Source organism: Streptomyces sp. NPDC052236, assembly GCF_044548015.1.
Classification (GTDB): domain Bacteria; phylum Actinomycetota; class Actinomycetes; order Streptomycetales; family Streptomycetaceae; genus Streptomyces.
Genome location: NZ_JBIUBL010000021.1, coordinates 79,240 through 93,875, shown reverse-complemented (window position 1 = coordinate 93,875; position 14,636 = coordinate 79,240). Strand labels below are relative to the sequence as shown.

The 14,636-nt window shown below is 69.0% G+C and carries 13 protein-coding genes and 1 pseudogene; 4 read left to right on the top strand and 10 right to left on the bottom strand.

All coding sequences use genetic code 11. From position 1 onward, the window contains the following. Positions 1-1,517: 1,517 nt before the first annotated feature. On the bottom strand, positions 1,518-2,780 hold the full coding sequence (locus ACIHCQ_RS29870; RefSeq protein WP_399669000.1) for an Ig-like domain-containing protein: 1,263 nt from the start codon (positions 2,778-2,780) through the stop codon (positions 1,518-1,520). Between the two features lie 217 nt (positions 2,781-2,997). Here ACIHCQ_RS29870 and ACIHCQ_RS29865 point away from each other — a divergent pair, with 217 nt between their 5' ends. After that, positions 2,998-3,300 carry a metal-sensitive transcriptional regulator gene (locus ACIHCQ_RS29865; protein WP_399668997.1) on the top strand — a complete coding sequence of 101 codons (303 nt, stop codon included), beginning with the start codon at positions 2,998-3,000 and terminating at the stop codon, positions 3,298-3,300. Between the two features lie 369 nt (positions 3,301-3,669). Here ACIHCQ_RS29865 and ACIHCQ_RS29860 read toward each other — a convergent pair. From ACIHCQ_RS29860 to ACIHCQ_RS29830, 7 genes and pseudogenes are all read right to left on the bottom strand, one after another. Beyond that, positions 3,670-4,037 (bottom strand): annotated as a pseudogene (locus ACIHCQ_RS29860) (PP2C family protein-serine/threonine phosphatase); the annotation flags it as partial. A 213-nt stretch (positions 4,038-4,250) separates the two neighbouring features. Then, positions 4,251-5,474 (bottom strand): DUF1015 domain-containing protein, encoded by a 1,224-nt coding sequence (locus tag ACIHCQ_RS29855; RefSeq protein WP_399668994.1) that lies wholly within the window; start codon positions 5,472-5,474, stop codon positions 4,251-4,253. Positions 5,475-5,563: 89 nt separating this feature from the next. Beyond that, complete coding sequence (locus ACIHCQ_RS29850) at positions 5,564-6,862, bottom strand: MDR family MFS transporter (RefSeq protein WP_399668991.1); 1,299 nt, start codon at positions 6,860-6,862, stop codon at positions 5,564-5,566. Then, complete coding sequence (locus ACIHCQ_RS29845) at positions 6,859-8,007, bottom strand: PLP-dependent cysteine synthase family protein (RefSeq protein WP_399668988.1); 1,149 nt, start codon at positions 8,005-8,007, stop codon at positions 6,859-6,861. The genes ACIHCQ_RS29850 and ACIHCQ_RS29845 overlap by 4 nt, the downstream gene beginning before the upstream one ends. 130 nt (positions 8,008-8,137) lie before the next feature. Continuing rightward, complete coding sequence (locus ACIHCQ_RS29840; RefSeq protein WP_399668985.1) at positions 8,138-8,578, bottom strand: hypothetical protein; 441 nt, start codon at positions 8,576-8,578, stop codon at positions 8,138-8,140. A 225-nt stretch (positions 8,579-8,803) separates the two neighbouring features. Then, a complete protein-coding gene (locus ACIHCQ_RS29835; RefSeq protein ID WP_399668982.1) occupies positions 8,804-9,256 on the bottom strand; it encodes a hypothetical protein in 453 nt (150 codons plus the stop codon). 242 nt (positions 9,257-9,498) lie between these two features. Then, positions 9,499-10,953, bottom strand: a complete 1,455-nt coding sequence (locus ACIHCQ_RS29830) for an MFS transporter (RefSeq protein ID WP_399668978.1) — start codon at positions 10,951-10,953, stop codon at positions 9,499-9,501. A gap of 158 nt (positions 10,954-11,111) precedes the next feature. Here ACIHCQ_RS29830 and ACIHCQ_RS29825 point away from each other — a divergent pair, with 158 nt between their 5' ends. Further along, complete coding sequence (locus tag ACIHCQ_RS29825; RefSeq protein WP_399668975.1) at positions 11,112-11,906, top strand: AraC family transcriptional regulator; 795 nt, start codon at positions 11,112-11,114, stop codon at positions 11,904-11,906. An 86-nt stretch (positions 11,907-11,992) separates the two neighbouring features. Here ACIHCQ_RS29825 and ACIHCQ_RS29820 read toward each other — a convergent pair whose 3' ends face one another. Next, complete coding sequence (locus ACIHCQ_RS29820) at positions 11,993-12,409, bottom strand: hypothetical protein (protein WP_399668972.1); 417 nt, start codon at positions 12,407-12,409, stop codon at positions 11,993-11,995. Further along, positions 12,357-12,812 (bottom strand): hypothetical protein, encoded by a 456-nt coding sequence (locus tag ACIHCQ_RS29815; RefSeq protein WP_399668969.1) that lies wholly within the window; start codon positions 12,810-12,812, stop codon positions 12,357-12,359. The genes ACIHCQ_RS29820 and ACIHCQ_RS29815 overlap by 53 nt, the downstream gene beginning before the upstream one ends. Positions 12,813-13,137: 325 nt before the next feature. Between ACIHCQ_RS29815 and ACIHCQ_RS29810 the strand changes: the two genes are divergently transcribed. Then, on the top strand, positions 13,138-13,575 hold the full coding sequence (locus tag ACIHCQ_RS29810; protein WP_399668966.1) for a copper-binding protein: 438 nt from the start codon (positions 13,138-13,140) through the stop codon (positions 13,573-13,575). Between the two features lie 562 nt (positions 13,576-14,137). Next, positions 14,138-14,584 carry a hypothetical protein gene (locus ACIHCQ_RS29805; RefSeq protein WP_399668963.1) on the top strand — a complete coding sequence of 149 codons (447 nt, stop codon included), beginning with the start codon at positions 14,138-14,140 and terminating at the stop codon, positions 14,582-14,584. Positions 14,585-14,636 lie beyond the last annotated feature (52 nt).

The window sequence follows — 14,636 nt, the reverse complement described above, 5'->3', positions numbered from 1 at the left end:
CCACCGCGACATGCGCCAGGACCGCAGTGGTGCCCGAAGGGCCGGGGACCGGCCGGTTCCAGCCGCGTACGTATGAAGTGCGGGGCCAGCCGGGGGCGCAGGGCCAGGCTTCCCAGACCGCGCAGCAGGAGTTTACGGCCGTGGACGCGCGGGATATGCCGGCGGTGGCCCGCCGGGTCGGTCACTCCGACGAGGAAGCCGACCGGCTCTCCGTGGCCTTTCGGCTATGTAGCCACGTGCGTGGGCGCCGGTCAGGTAGGTCCAGGAGTACGCGGTAAGGAACCCCGGGGCCGAGACGGGCGAAGAAGCTGTCAGGGAAGTGCTGCGGTGCTGCTCGACGAGGAAGGGGATGTGCGCGGGATCCATGAACCTGATCCAGGTGTCGCCATCCGCCAGGGGGCGGTCGGTCCTGCGGGCAGGGGCAAGTGGAAACGGCAGCACAAGGGCCGGAAGAAAACTGTGCAGGGCTCGGTTGCGCGCCGGTGCGGAGTTCGGCACCCACGATCAGCAAGCTACTACACTACTTAGTAATATAGTGATGTGCGCGCCTTCGGCTCGGGCAAGGACTCTGACCGGCAGGGTCGCGGGAAGGTCCCGCCGGCAATCTGGATCCGGGTGGCGAGCGCACCGGTGCACCGCGCCTTCCCGGCCGGTGCACCATCGTGGAGGCGACGACTCCACGCCTGGCGCGGAGCGGCGTCGGCGGGCGCTGTCGCGCCGGCTGTCGGCTCCCGCCGTGACCGAAGTCCTTGGCGCAGCGTGGCGTCGCCGTGGAATCTAACCTAAGGTACTTAGTAGTTATGAGCTCTGGAGGTTATGATGCCTGGGTTTCTGTACCCGCTGTTTCTCCTGGCGTGCCCCCTGAGCATGGGCTTGATGATGTGGTTCATGATGAGCCGTCGGCCGAAGAGCAACGCATCCTCCAGGGTGCCCGCCTCCCCGGCCGACGTGGAGGCATTGCGTGAGGAGATCAGGCTCCTGTGGGCCCGGCAGGAAGATCGCACCGTCGGGATCTCCAAAGACTGAAACCTGACTGCTTCACCGCGCCGGACACCTGGCGCACCCCGAGGGCTGCGCGGCGACGGAGTCGACGATGCCACGGCCCTGGCGCAGCACTGCTGAGCCTGAGGAGATGCCGGGCACGCACTCCATGTCTTCGGACGAGCCGGATTCCGCCCGCGGACATCGCGGCCTTTTCACCGGAGTGCGTGACCGCGTACCACTCGTTCTCCTTGGCCGTCTCCCCGGCCTTCACGTCGCCCTTGTACCGGCGCAGCGGCCGGCCGACGAGGGTGGGCTGCTTCATCCATCCGAACGGTGCCTGGACGGAGTCCTGCGCCATGACAGCATCCATGTCTTTGCTCAGTCGCCGGAACACATCGACATGGACAGGGACGCCTGGTCCCTCTCATAGCGGTATCGCATGACACAGCCTTGCCTGCCGGCACGCGACCGGTGGGCAAGGCTGTGTTGGTTCTCCCTCGATCCCGGACTACCGACTGACGGGCGCGAGGGCGTCAGGCCAGCGCGCTGCCCTTCTTCCAGGTCGCCCAGTCGACGTTCCAGTTGCCGTAGCCGTTGTTCACGGCCACGGTGTCCGTGGACTTGACGACGGTGATGGGATCGCCGTAGTTCACCCGGTCGTAGAACCACTTGGCGTCGTCCGTGCTCATGCCGATGCAGCCGTGGCTGGAGTTGACCTTGCCGAACTTGCCCTCGTTCCACGGGGCGGCGTGGGCGTAGGTGCCCGAGGGGGTGAGCTGGACGTCCCACTTGACGGCCCCGAGGTCGTACGCCTCGGGGCCGAAGATGCCGACCGAGGCGGAGTTCATTCGAATCGTCGGGACTTTGCTCAGCACCACCATGGTGCCGTTCCAGGTCTCGAAGGTCTTCTTCCCGGTGGAGACCGGAAGTGTCTTGAGGACCTTGCCGTTCTCGGCCACGGTGACCGTCTTCTTGACCACGTCCACCGTGCTGACGACCGACTTGCCGATGGTGAAGTCGACCTCGCGGTTCTGTGTGCCGACCAGGTCGCCGTTCTTCACGCCGGCCAGGTCCATTGCCAGCTTCACCTTGGTGCCGGGCTTCCAGTACTCCTTGGGCCGGTAGTCGATCCGGTCCTTGCCGTCCCGGTCCTTCATCCAGCTCCACGCGCCCTCGACAGCCGGGGAGGAGGTCACCTTCAGCTTGAGCTCCACCGCCGCCTTGTCGTGGATGGCCTTGTTGAAGACGATCGACACCGGAAGGGCGACGCCGACGGTGGTGCCCTTGTTGACGTTGTAGGTGCCGACGAAGATCTCGTCCTTGCTCAGCGTCGTGAAGCTGCTTGTGCTGGTCGCCGCCTCGGCGCCGTCGGAGGCGGCGAGTTCGGCCTTGAGCGTGTAGGTGGTGCCATACCCGGTGGGCTGGGACGAGGTCCAGGAAGCACCGTCGGCGGACAGTGTGCCGTCGAGCACCTTGCCGTCCCCGGCGGTGACCGTGACCGACGCCAGTTTCCCCTCGTCCGGCTTCACCGTAATCGGCTCACCGGGTATGACGTCCTTGCCGTCCGTGGCGGGAGAGACCGTGACGGCAGCCGACCCGTTCTCCCCGGGAGCCGCTCCGGCGTCCGCCCCCGACCCTGAATCCTGGGCGGGTGGTTTCTCCGAGGCCCCGGATGCGGTCTGGCTACAGGCGGTCAGAGTGACGATTCCGGCCACGGCAAGCGCGGCGACCCCCAGCCGCCTGCGCCGGTGCCGTCGCTCTGCGGGCTTCAGGTGCCCGCGTCGGCTGTCTTGCACAGTCGTCCTCCATCCACGGTGTAACTAAGTATTTTAGTAGACGTGTGCCGGATGTGTTTGGTTCCCGCGGCCCCGCCTCGCGATCGGATCGGTTTCTAGTGGCCTCATGCGGCCGTACGGCCGTGATTGCCAGTGCCGAGGAGATGTTCACTACGAAGTGAATACGTAGACGCACGATGTCCTGGTACCCCCGTACGCCGCCCAGGCCTGCCCCCTCATGTTCTGCCCTCCCCTTCTCGCCGCCCCTTCATACCGCCGCAACGCCGATGTGCTCACGCGGCTGCGCCGCATCGAGGACCAGGTGCGCGGTCTTCAGCGCATGGTCGAGGAAGACACCTACTGCATCGACGTCCTCACCCAGGTCTCGGCCACCACCCGTGCCCTGCAGTCTTTTGCCCTGCAGTTGCTCGACGAGCACATGGCGACCTGCGTGAGTGACGCCGTCGAAATGGGTGGCGAGGAGAAGGAGCTGAAGCTCAAGGAGGCGTCCGACGCCATCGGTCGGCTGGTGCGCTCCTGACAGCGGTCAGCCCGCGCCCCTGGCCGGCAGGCCGGTGACCTCCTGGCGAACGAGCCGTGCGCGGCGGTGGAGCGGGCGCGCCGGGCACCGCTGACGGAGCTGCTGATTATTCACCGGTTCTGGCACTGGTCTTGTGGACTCGTGACGCCCCGTAAATCAGAGGGCGTGGAGGACGCGAATGCGGAGCAGGTCAAAGTTGGCTCGGCCGAACATCTGCCGTTTCAGCATCTTGATCTTGTTGACTCCGGTAAGAGCGTCCATCGCGTAGGCGCGCGAGGCACGGCGGTCTCGATGCCAGCGCGAGGCACCGGTGGGATTCCGTCACCGTTGCTTCGAGTGCTGCGCAGCCTACGGAGCCGTCGGTATTGCTCACTCCAGGACGGCGAGGTGGTCCGCGGCGCCGCCGCACCACTCGATGATGAAGAGGGTCGCATCGTCGCTGGCCGCTTCAGGGTGTAGGAGAGCCGGCGCACCTCGGCCCGTACTCCTTCTTCGGTGTTCTCGATGCGGTTGATGCAGCGGATGAGCCGTTCCTCGCCGAACGGTTCTCCTTCCTCGTCGCGTTCCTCGATCACGCCGTCGGTGTAGCACAGCACTCGGTCGCCGCGTTGGAGCGTGTATGCGCTGATCTGAGGGCGCTCACCGCCGAAGCCCACCGGGAGAGTGGTCGGGCTGTCCAGGCGCCGCAGGACCCGGCGGTTGCGGATCAGCAGCGGCGGGGGATGGCCCGCATTGACACCTGGCGGCAGTGGGCCGCCGGTGCTTGCGGACGCCGTCCTGATGCTGGTCGTTTTGTTTTTCCTCGGCTCCGTCTGTACTGCGCTGCTGTCCGGTTCGCAGTCGCCTCGTACGGTGGAGCCGTCTTCGTCACCACCACCGCCGCGCTCGCCGTGCGGGAGGCGAACGTGGATGGGGACATCGGGCTGACGTCCCCATCCACTCGCCCGGATTTAAGGGTTCTCCAGGACCCGCAGCGCCAGTCCGGCGGCCGGTTTCGGGCCGAACGAGGTCGACTTGCGGGGCAGCAGTACTCCTGCGGCGGCAAGCCTTCGTACGGTGTATTCGGTGACGGCGGGCAGCAGGACCGCCGTGCCGGCACCGGGCGTGGACGCCGCAGTCAGCGCTCGGTCGACCCCGTGGACATGGCGTACAGCGCCGGGCAGGTCAGGCACCGACCAGGCTCGTGCGAGGAGCAGGTGGTCGGCGATGGCCGCGGGTTGCTCCTGCCACTCTGGCGGTCGTCCTGCCAGCGCTTGGGACAGCGCTCCCGGGTCGGGATCGGTGACGCTCCACGCCCGCCCGGACCCGGCGAGTACCAATTCGTCGGGTCCGGGCGGTCGTGGCCCTCCGGGCAGCGGCCGCACGCGGGCCACGTCGGAGGCTGCGGCGGCGGCCTTGTTCGCTTCAAGGCCGGGTATGACGCGGTGGATCGCGCTCAGTTGCAGTGGATGCGCGGTCGAGTCGATGAGCAGAGCCAGGCTGCGGTCCCAGGGGCCGGGTCCGCATTGTTCCGCCCTGAGCCAGTGGCAGGCCGCGTGACGGTGGTGGCCGTCGGCGATGAGCGCCTGAGTGCCGGTCAGCGCTGTGGTTAGTTCCGCCTGTTCGGTTGGGTTGGTGCAGGCCCAGAGGGTGTGGGTGATCCCGTCGAGACGCGTGAGTGCCACCGGGGGGCGGCCGGTGATGTGCTCGACGAGCTGGGTTGCCGCACCGTCTCCGCTGCGGTGAGTAAGGAGCAGCGGTTCGAGCTGGGCGCGCAGTCCCGCCATATGGGCGGCGCGTTGGGCGACCACGTGAGTCCGTACGGCTTCGTGGGGGTGCACCACAGCGATGGTGTGATGGAGTAGCGGCAATTCGCCGATCAGGCCGCGCTGTAGGACCTCGGGGCCGCGGCGCTGCTCGTATACGTAGAGAGCGGGATCGGCGTCCCGGCGCAGTATCCCGCGCCGCAACCACCGTTCCAGTTGTCCTGCGGCGGCGTATGGGTCGTGCGCGTACAGCAGTTGGGAGATGTGGTGGGGCAGGCCGTGCTGGGCCTGTGCGTGGGCGGGGTCCATGTCGTCGTGCGGTGGGCCGATCACGGTGGACAGGTCGCCGATCCGGGCGGGGTCGTAGCGCACAGCGCGAAAGGGATGCAGCCGCAGGGAAGTCGTGGCCTTGTGGGCAGGGGTGGGCATCGTCGCTCCTGGAGTGTGGGCGCGGCGGGGCGGAGGGGCGGGCGGTGCGTCGTCGTACCGCCCGCCCCTCTGTTACGGGGCCGTTTGTGTCAGGCCGTTGCGAGTTCGGCGTGTGTGTCGTGCGCCGGTGGTGCGAGTCGGCCGGTGCGGTGCAGCCCGTGCAGGGCGGCGGCGCAGGCGAGGCCGAGCGCGAGCAGTGCGATCCATGGCAGCGCGGACATTCCGGCGTCCCGGGCCGCGTCGAGTGCGGCCCCGGTGAGCAGGTTGCCGAGGGTGATGCCGATGCCGCAGATGGTGTTGTAGAGCCCGTAGTGCGTGGCGACGAGGCGGTTGCCGGAGAGGCGGACGATGGTGTCCATCTCGAAGGGGTACGCGATCATCGTCCCGACAGCGAGCAGCAGCGCGGAGAGCGCCGGAGGCACGGCGGCCAGCAGCCACAGCCCCATGCCGTCGTCCGGCACTGGGATCGCGGTGGCTACCAGCAGCGGCACGAACGCCACGCCCATGGTCAGCAACCCCCACATCAGCGCGCGGCCCGGTTCCATCCGGGACTTGCACCAGGCGGTCACCCGGGTCTGGCCGAGGATCGTGCTCAGCCCGGAGACGGCGAACAGCATGGCCACCGCCGCCGTGCCGAACGTTCCTTCCCCGCCCAGCCGCCGTACTTCCAGCGGCAGCGCGAGATAGACCTGGAACGACATGACGTACGAGCCGATCATGGCCACGGAGAAGAGCAGGAACGGCCGGTTGGCCAGGATTCCGCGCCACTGGGACAGCACGCCCTCCTGGTCCTGCTTGGGCGTCGCGTCGTCGCCCCGGCGGGCGGGCAGGGCCCGGATCTGGACGATGCTCAGCACGGCGAAGATCCCGGCCGCGACGAGGCAGGTGACGCGGAAGCTGACACCGGTCAGCAGCATGCCCACCAGCGGGCCGAGCAGAATCCCGGCCTGGTAGAAGACGTTGAACAGCGCGAACGCCTCGACCCGGCGCTCACCCGCGTCCGCCGCCAGATAGGCCCGTACGGCAGGGTTGAACAGCGCCCCGGCCAGGCCTGTCGCCGCCGAGGCGGCCAGCAGGGCCGGTACGGACTCCACAAGACCGAGCGTTGCGAAGCCGGCGATGCGCAGCACAAGACCGGCGATGATCAGCGGCTTGTAGCCGAACCGGTCGGCCAGGGTGCCGCCGAGCAGGAACATGCCCTGCTGGCTGAAATTGCGTACGCCGAGAATCAGTCCGACCAGCCAGCCGGCCAGGCCGAGCGGGCCGGCCAGATGCGTCGCCAGGTAGGGCATCAGCATGTAGAAGCCGAGGTTGATGGTGAACTGATTCACCATCAACAACTGGACGCTGCGCTCGTATGTACGTACCTGGGTGTAGATCCCCTTCATCGGGCCTCCTCCTCGGAGTCGGCCCCGGACCCGGCGGCGAGGTCCGCCACATCGGCGTCCTGGTCCCGGTTGTTCACGGCGAGTGGGTCGGCCACGGTGGTGCACCGGGTCCAGCGGGTGACCTCCTTTTCGTTCAGGCGGCCGATCACCTCCGGTTCAGGTGCGGGCGGGGCGTCGAGCAGGCCGTGGGCGGCGCAGTAGTCGTCGTCGTAGACCGTGCCGAGGTAGCGCTGTGGCCCGTCGGGGAAGATCGCCGCGATCCGGGTGTCCGCGGGCAGGGTGCGGGCGAGCCACCCGGCGACCAGCGCGACGGCTCCGACGCTCCAGCCGCCGGTGGCGTAGTGGGACGAGGCGAGCTCGCGGCAGGTCCATACGGCCTCGGCGGGGGCGACCCAGTGCACCTCGCTGAAGTTGTCGTAGGCGACATTGCGCGGGTAGATGCTGGAGCCGAGCCCGCGCATCAGGCGGGGGCGGGCGGGCTGGCCGAAGATCGTGGAGCCGATGGTGTCGACGCCGACCAGTTTCAGGTCGGGGTAGAGCTGCTGGAGTACCCGGGAGACCCCGGCGGAGTGCCCGCCGGTGCCGACGCTGCACACCAGGACGTCGATGTGGCCGAGCTCCGTGGCCAGTTCGAGGGCGAGTGGGGTGTACGCGGTGGTGTTGTCCGGGTTGTTGTACTGGTCCGGGCACCAGGAGCCGGGGTGCTGTTCCATCAGCTGGGTGACCCGGTCGCGGCGGGCTTGCTGCCAGCCGCCGGTGGGGTGCGGTTCGGAGACGAGGTTGACCTGGGCTCCGTACGCGGTGAGCAGCCGGGTCATGGACATTTCCAGGCCCGGGTCGGTGACCAGGGTGACGGGGTGGCCGTAGACCATTCCGGCCAGGGCGAGGCCGAGGCCGAGGGTGCCGCTGGTGGACTCGATGATCCGCGCTCCGGGCTTCAAGTCGCCGCGGGCGCGGGCGCGTTCGACCATGTGCAGGCCGGGACGGTCCTTGATGCCGCCGGGGTTGAAGCCCTCCAGCTTTGCCCAGAAGCCTCGCCCCGCCGAGGCGAGGGGTTCGGAGACGTGCAACAGAGGGGTGTTGCCGACCAGCCCGGAGAGGGCAGATCGGGTGGGGGGTGTCAGATCAGTGGTGGGGGAGTTCATGGTCCGCTCTCGTTCGATGATGCGCGTCAGGTGTTCGCCCATCTCGCACGCGGCCCGACCATGGGCAGGAGGTATCCCCGCCCTGTGGGCAGCATGCGGCAGCCGTTGTGTACGGCTGCGTGCGAGAGGTCTAGATGCGCCACCGACAGACGATCGTGAGCGTGGTGCGGCCGGGTCTGGCTATCCGGCGTTCAGGAGACCGGTCCGGAGTCGGCATGAGTTGTGCGGCGGCGGTCGTCACGACTGCGGCGGGAGGAAGCAGTACGGCCACGCGCGCGGGTGAGTTCGCCCTGCCCTGAGCCTGGGGGACCACGCCCAGGGATGTGCAGGAAGCGCCGGAATGCGAATGCTGGGGCGCATCCCTGTCGGCCGGCTCGTCCTTCGACTCGGCCTTCGGTGACGTGTCACCGGCCAGTACCAGCGAGGGGTGGTGACCGTGGTCCGCGTCATGGGGCGGAGTGGGGCAGTGGAGGAGTCCGGTCAGCAGGAGGGCGCCCAGCAACCAGGCCAGTAACAGCCGCGGCGACGGTGAGCCCCGGCGGGCGAGACGTACGAGGGATGGGATCGGCACAGAGCCTCCGTGCGGCAGCCGTCTCCCCGGAGTAGCCGGGCAGAGAGCAACGGCGAGGAATAGTCGGCGAGCGGTGAGTGAGCGCCGTCGTCCGGCCCGTTCACGGCCTGCGAGAGGCGATGCGGGAGGACGGACGCCAGGAACTGACCAAAGCCGCAAACAATGGACATCAATGGGCCGTATGTCCGAGGGCGGTTTTGACCAGTGGGCAGCGCGCCGAGAAACCTAGACCTGCATCACGGCCGACGTTCTGGACTCCGCGAGCCCGGACCCGGCCGGCTTCGTTTCGCTCGGGGCGGGCTGATGGAGAGTCGCTTCGAAGGCGGAGAACTCCCTGCTCAGCGGGGAGGCGCAGGGTGCGGCGAGAGTGACGCCGTGCTGGGGCTGGCCGGGGACGCATTCCTGTGCGGGGTGGGAGGAGTCATGGCCGTCGTCTTGCGGGCCCGACGGCGTCTCCAGGGATGCCTGCTCCGCGTGCACGGTGGCGGTTCCGGTCTGGCCGCTGCCGCCTTGGGTGGTCGTTGCCGAGCTGGAGGCGAGGTGACCTGCGATACCCTCCGTGCTCACACTGTGGGCGTATACAAGGCCGAACAGCATGGTGGCCAGCCCAAGCAGATGCAGCAGACCCGCCCATGGGCGGGTCCGCTGCACGCTGGAGGGAGACCAGTACGTAACCACGCCGTGATCGTAGCGCGTCTCTTGCCGCATGGCGGACCCGGTCCTGGAACGGCGGGTTAACAAAGGGTGTGCGGGCTGCGTGAGTTGCTCATGGCGAAGAGGGGGACACAGAGTGTATGCCTTGATCTCGATGCGACCCCGAGCGCTGGTCTGCTCATGCCGGTCCACGATGCGCAGCCAGTGCGCCGCGTCGTATCCGGCCGCGATGGCGAGTGGGCGGTCGAAGAAGCAGTTGTGTGCGGCTACCCGTGCTTTGCTGGAGCTTCGCGGGCGTCGGCTGCGGATCCTGAGCGGCGGCTGGTGAGCAGTGTGGCGATGAGGGCGGCGCCGAGTGCGAGGAGGGCGGCAGCGAGGGTGAGCGCGAGCGAGAAGCCTTCCGTCGCGGCGTGCAGCGGGCCGGTCGAGTCGGCCAGGGCGTCGCTGCGGCGTGCGGCCAGGGTGACCAGTACCGCCACACCGACAGCACCGGCGACCTGTTGGACAGAGCTGAAAACGGCCGAGCCAAGGCCGGCGTTCTCCTCGGTGGTGCCCGTGAGCGCGGCGACTGTCAGGGCGGGCAGGCTCAGGCCACATCCGAGGCTGGTGACGAGCATGCCGGGCAGCACGCCGGATGCGTAGCTGTCGCTCGGCGCCGCGCCGGACAGCAGAAGGAGCCCGGCTGAGCTGATCAGGAAGGATGTGACGAGGGTCCGGCGCATCCCGAGCCTGATCACCGCGTGGGAGGAGAGCCACATGCCTGAGAGGATTCCGGCGCCGAAGGGCAGGTAGGCGACGCCTGCCTCGAGGGGGCCGTAGCGGAGCACGGTCTGCAGGTGGATCATCAGCAGGAAGGCCATCGCGTACATAGCGGCGGAGAACAGCAGGGTCGCACCGTTGGCGACGGCTCGGGTCCGCAAGGCCAGGAACGACAACGGCACCAGTGGCTCGGCCGTGCGTGACTCGACCGCGAGGAACGAGACGGCCAGGACGACGGCAACGAGCAGGGGCCCAGCGACGGCCATGTCACCCCAGCCCGACTCCCCGGCCTGGAGCAGACCGTAGACCAGGGACAGGACGGCGCCGGTGCCCAATGCCGCACCAGGTATGTCCAGGCGTGCTCTGCGGGTGGCCCGGCTCTCGGCGACCAGGCTCGGGAGAAGCATCAGGGCCAGTACGGCGACGGGCAGGTTGATCAGGAAGATCCAGCGCCAGGAGGTGAGGCCGGTCAGCGCGCCGGAGATCACCAGGCCCATCGTGCCGCCCAGACCGGCGATGCCGCCCCAGATGCTGAGCGACTTGGCGCGCTCCTCGGTACCTGGGTAGAGGAGTGTGATCAGTGAGAGCGCGGCCGGGCTGGCCATGGCCGCGCCCGCACCCTGGACGAACCGCCCGGCCACGAGTTGCCAGGGCTCCTGGGCGAGCCCGCAGGCGAGACTCGCGGCGCCGAACAGTGCCACGCCGCCGAGGAAGACGCGTCGGCGGCCCAGCAGGTCGGCGGCGCGTCCGGACAGCAACAGCAGCCCGCCGAAGGCGAGGAAGTACGCGTTGACGACCCAGGCCAGGCCCGCGGCACTGAAGCCGAGATCGTCCCGGATGCTGGGGAGAGCGACGCTCACAACGGTGTCGTCCAGGACGAGCATGAACTGCACGAAGCAGAGCACGATCAGCGCCGGTCGGCGGCGGCCAGCGCCTGTGGCCAGGGTTGTTGCTGATGTCATGACGGGCGTCCCGTGGGCGTGGCCGACGCGTCCGTCCTGCGGTAATACCGGTGGCACTGATGAATGATCGGCATGCGATGACGCTATGCACCGGTCGTGTTGGCCACAATCCGCTACGAGGCCATGCCGTATCGCCTTGAGGACATACGCTGGGGCGCATGACCGAGGCTGTCGCAGGCGCTGTCCCACCTGGGGTGGGGGCGATCGTCGTGGGCGACTTTCCGTTGTCGGCCGGGCAGTGGATACCTCCGCACAGCCACCCGCAGCATCAGTTGGCCTGGACGCGACGTGGTGTGCTCGGCGTCGCCGTTGACGACACCTACTGGGTCCTGCCTCCCACGCGGGCGCTGTGGTTGCCCGCGGGGGTCGTCCACCGGACCGGTGCCACCCGCGACGCGGTGCTGCGCAGCCTCTACCTCGAACCGGGCCGGTGCCCTCTGGACTGGACCGATCCCACGCCGGTCGGCGTCGACGGGCTGCTGGCTCACCTGATCGACTACCTCAGCCGGCAGGACCTCGCCGATGACGTGCGACTGCGGGCCGAGGCGGTCGTGCTGGATCTGCTGCACCCTTTGCCCACCGTGCCCATCGATGTGCCGTATCCCGTCGACGAACGCGTATGCGCCGTGGCCGATGCGCTGCTTGCCGATCCGGCGGACCCTCGGAGCCTTGAAGCCCATGCACGGGCCGTCGGAGTGAGCCGACGCACCCTGACACGGCTGTTCGTCCACGACACGGGCATGAGCTTCGATCGCTGGCGCACGCATGTGCGGCTGCGCGCCGCCCTGCCTCTCCTCGCCGAAGGCCGACCCGTGTCCCGGGTCGCACACGCCGTGGGATACGCGACAGCGAGCGCGTTTCTCGCGGCGTTCCGCCGAACCGTCGGCACCTCCCCGAAGCGCTACCTCAACGGCGACGCCGCATTCGAGGCGTCTGATACGAGCGCGCACTAGCGCCGGCCAAGAGCGAGGGCCGGCGGGGAGAGTTTCGGTCGTCGCGCGCACCGCAATGAGTCAGCCGCCACGGCCTCCATCGCCACTCACCACGCGGCGGCGAACAGCGGCCAGGCGGGCAGCGTGAGCAGCCGGGGCAGCAGTATCGCCGCGAGGGCGACGATCGCTGCCTGCGCGACGGTCAGCGCGATCCACGGCACCAGGCCTAGGTTGGCAAGCCAGGCGATCAGCGGGGCGAAGAAGGCGATGCCGAAGATGCCACCCGCTGCGCAGGCTGACCGCTTGGTGCGGCCCCGGACCGCAACGATGAGGAGTGCCGGGCCGAGCGGGAAAAGGAACCACAGCCCGGCGGGCGGGAAGGACGTGTAGAGAAGCAGTCCGCCGGCCGCCGCCGGTGCCCAACTTCGCAGGGAGTCCGCGCTCGCCGCCGAGCCCGGAGCACCCGCCCGGTCACGCGGGGATCCGGCAGGCGGCCGTGGTGCGCAGGCGCCGCACGAGAGCATGAACGAGAAGAGCGACCGAGGCGAGAGCGAGCACCGGCTGCAAGGGTGCAAAGTACGACAGCGCGCCGCTGACGCCCATGGCCAACACCACGAGCTTGTTGCAGACGGGGCAGCCGACCGCGAAGGCCGACAGCAGTCCGGCGCCGAGCGCCCGCGCGGTGCGGGGACGCTCCTGTCCTTCGGTTTCGGCGGACCGCGCCGGGCCGACACGGACGTATGTGGCAACGAGGAGCCCCTCCAGGACGGAACTCCCCAGCCATGCCGGGTAGTTCCACCACAGCGTCGGCGTCATCCGGGTGTAGAAGGGCGTGGGCACCACGCCGGTGGGAACGCCGATGACGATCGCGGCGATCACGGTGACCACCGCTGCGACGGCCCATCTGCGGGCCAGCCAGGTGCGCATGGGGCTGCTCCTCGATTGCTGGGCCGCCGGCGACCGGTCAGGACGGGGAGCCAGAGGGGTTCGCCCGACCGGCGGCTGGCCGTCATCGTAAGTTACGAAATTGATTAGTAGCAATGACGGCTGGGTCCTGGACGGCGCGACCAGGCGAGCCGTGTCGTGGAAGGCAGCTGCGAGGAGCAGTGCCCCGAAGTCGCGCGAGGCTGAACGGGAGGATTTCGGGCACGCGTTCCTATGCAGGGGACCGTGGCCGCGATGATCGGGGCCGCCTGCCCCGGTCCGCGCGCCCGCTGGCCCCCGTGAGGGGATGAGGCACATGAGGGCGCTGATGACCCAACCCCTCGCCATGCGGGCAGCTGCCCCGGCAGCCGGTGTGCTGCTCTTCCTGGCTGCGTGTTCGGGCGGCGGGGACGGCGGCCGTACGGCCCCAGAGGCGGGCACGGGGGTGACGGTCACCGAGACCGAGTACAACCTGAGGCTGTCCCGCGACTTCTTCCCCCCTGGCGAGTACACCTTTACGGCCGACAACGTGGGCCGGGCCCCGCATGCCTTGGCCATCTCGGGGCCGGGCGTGGACTCCGCCGAGACCGATGTCGTCCCCGGTGGGGAGCAGGCCAGGCTGACGGTCACGCTGAGCGAGGGAACGTATCGGCTGTGGTGTCCGGTGAGCGGCCACGAGCAACTCGGCATGGAGGCCCACATTGAGGTCGGCGGCCAGGCGAACCAGGCACCGAGCGAAGGCGGGGGCTCCCCCGGCGGCTACTGAGCGAAGGACAGGGGGAAGGCTACGGCCTGGCGGCGGCCCCCGCCGCCTTTCCTGGTCGTGGATCGCCGAATACGACTGACGTATACCGGTAGGGGAAATGGGGTGGGCGTGCTCAGGGTCCTGCCCTCTTTCCCGTTGATGCTTTCTGTGTCATCGGCCGCCGTGCCGATCGATCTCGGTTCCCGTCCGGCCCTGATCGCCCTTTGGGTGAATGAGAGCGCCTCGGCATTGCCTGTGTCTACTAATATGTTTCGTACCCATGCCGGTGGCGGGTGTCATCGGAGGCCTTGGCGCCTCTCTGGCCTCGCCGGTGCGGTGACGGGTGACGCCGGCCGCGTGTTTGTGCGGCCGGACACGGGTCGCGGTCGCGGGCGGTGCAACAGGAAGCGGCGCGCAAGCACCGGTGCCGTCCGCGGCCGCGGCCTTCCGGAACCACCGGCGCGGCTCGGGAGCGGGGTTCGGAGCCGGAGCGCGCTCAAGACCCCCCGGGGGTATAGTGGCGGAACCTTGGCGCCGGTCACAGGCTGTGCGCTGCCTGGGGCACGGAAACACGGTGGAGACGATGGCGATAGGGACGGCGGGCAGTGGCGGCAGCGCCGTCCGCTGGGCGTACGGGGCGTTGCTCGCCCTGTGTGTCGCGCTGGCCGTGTTCGTCCACCACGGGACGGCCGCAGCCGGCCTCCCGTCCAGGGTCTCCGCCGCGCACGCCTCCGCCATGCCTGCCATGCCTGCCATGCCTGCCGGGCACAGCGGACACGCCATGCCCCTGGAGCAGCCACTGTCTATCGCGGGCTCGTCCGCGCATGGCCTTGGAGCGGGCGCGTGCTCCGCTCCTGGTATGCAGCACTGTGCCCCCACGAGCGCCGAGACGGTGCAGCTTCCCCTTCCTCTCCTGGGGTGGGTTGAGCAGTTCCCGAGCCTGTACGAGGCCTCCACCGGGCTGGTGCCTGCCCGCGCGATCGGCCGTGCGCCGCCCGATCTTTCGGTCCTTTCTCAGCTGCGCATATAGGCCGCGCCGACGGCACCTCTGTGTCGTCTCTCCGCCGCGCGACCACTTGCTC

Coding starts and splice junctions, on each gene's coding strand:
- ACIHCQ_RS29805 (WP_399668963.1), top strand. CDS start 14,138: ATGGCGATAGGGACGGCGGGCAGTGGCGGCAGCGCCGTCCGCTGGGCG.
- ACIHCQ_RS29855 (WP_399668994.1), bottom strand. CDS start 5,474: ATGCCCACCCCTGCCCACAAGGCCACGACTTCCCTGCGGCTGCATCCC.
- ACIHCQ_RS29850 (WP_399668991.1), bottom strand. CDS start 6,862: ATGAAGGGGATCTACACCCAGGTACGTACATACGAGCGCAGCGTCCAG.
- ACIHCQ_RS29825 (WP_399668975.1), top strand. CDS start 11,112: ATGACCGAGGCTGTCGCAGGCGCTGTCCCACCTGGGGTGGGGGCGATC.
- ACIHCQ_RS29820 (WP_399668972.1), bottom strand. CDS start 12,409: ATGCTCTCGTGCGGCGCCTGCGCACCACGGCCGCCTGCCGGATCCCCG.
- ACIHCQ_RS29845 (WP_399668988.1), bottom strand. CDS start 8,007: ATGAACTCCCCCACCACTGATCTGACACCCCCCACCCGATCTGCCCTC.
- ACIHCQ_RS29830 (WP_399668978.1), bottom strand. CDS start 10,953: ATGACATCAGCAACAACCCTGGCCACAGGCGCTGGCCGCCGCCGACCG.
- ACIHCQ_RS29865 (WP_399668997.1), top strand. CDS start 2,998: ATGTTCTGCCCTCCCCTTCTCGCCGCCCCTTCATACCGCCGCAACGCC.
- ACIHCQ_RS29810 (WP_399668966.1), top strand. CDS start 13,138: ATGACCCAACCCCTCGCCATGCGGGCAGCTGCCCCGGCAGCCGGTGTG.
- ACIHCQ_RS29815 (WP_399668969.1), bottom strand. CDS start 12,812: ATGCGCACCTGGCTGGCCCGCAGATGGGCCGTCGCAGCGGTGGTCACC.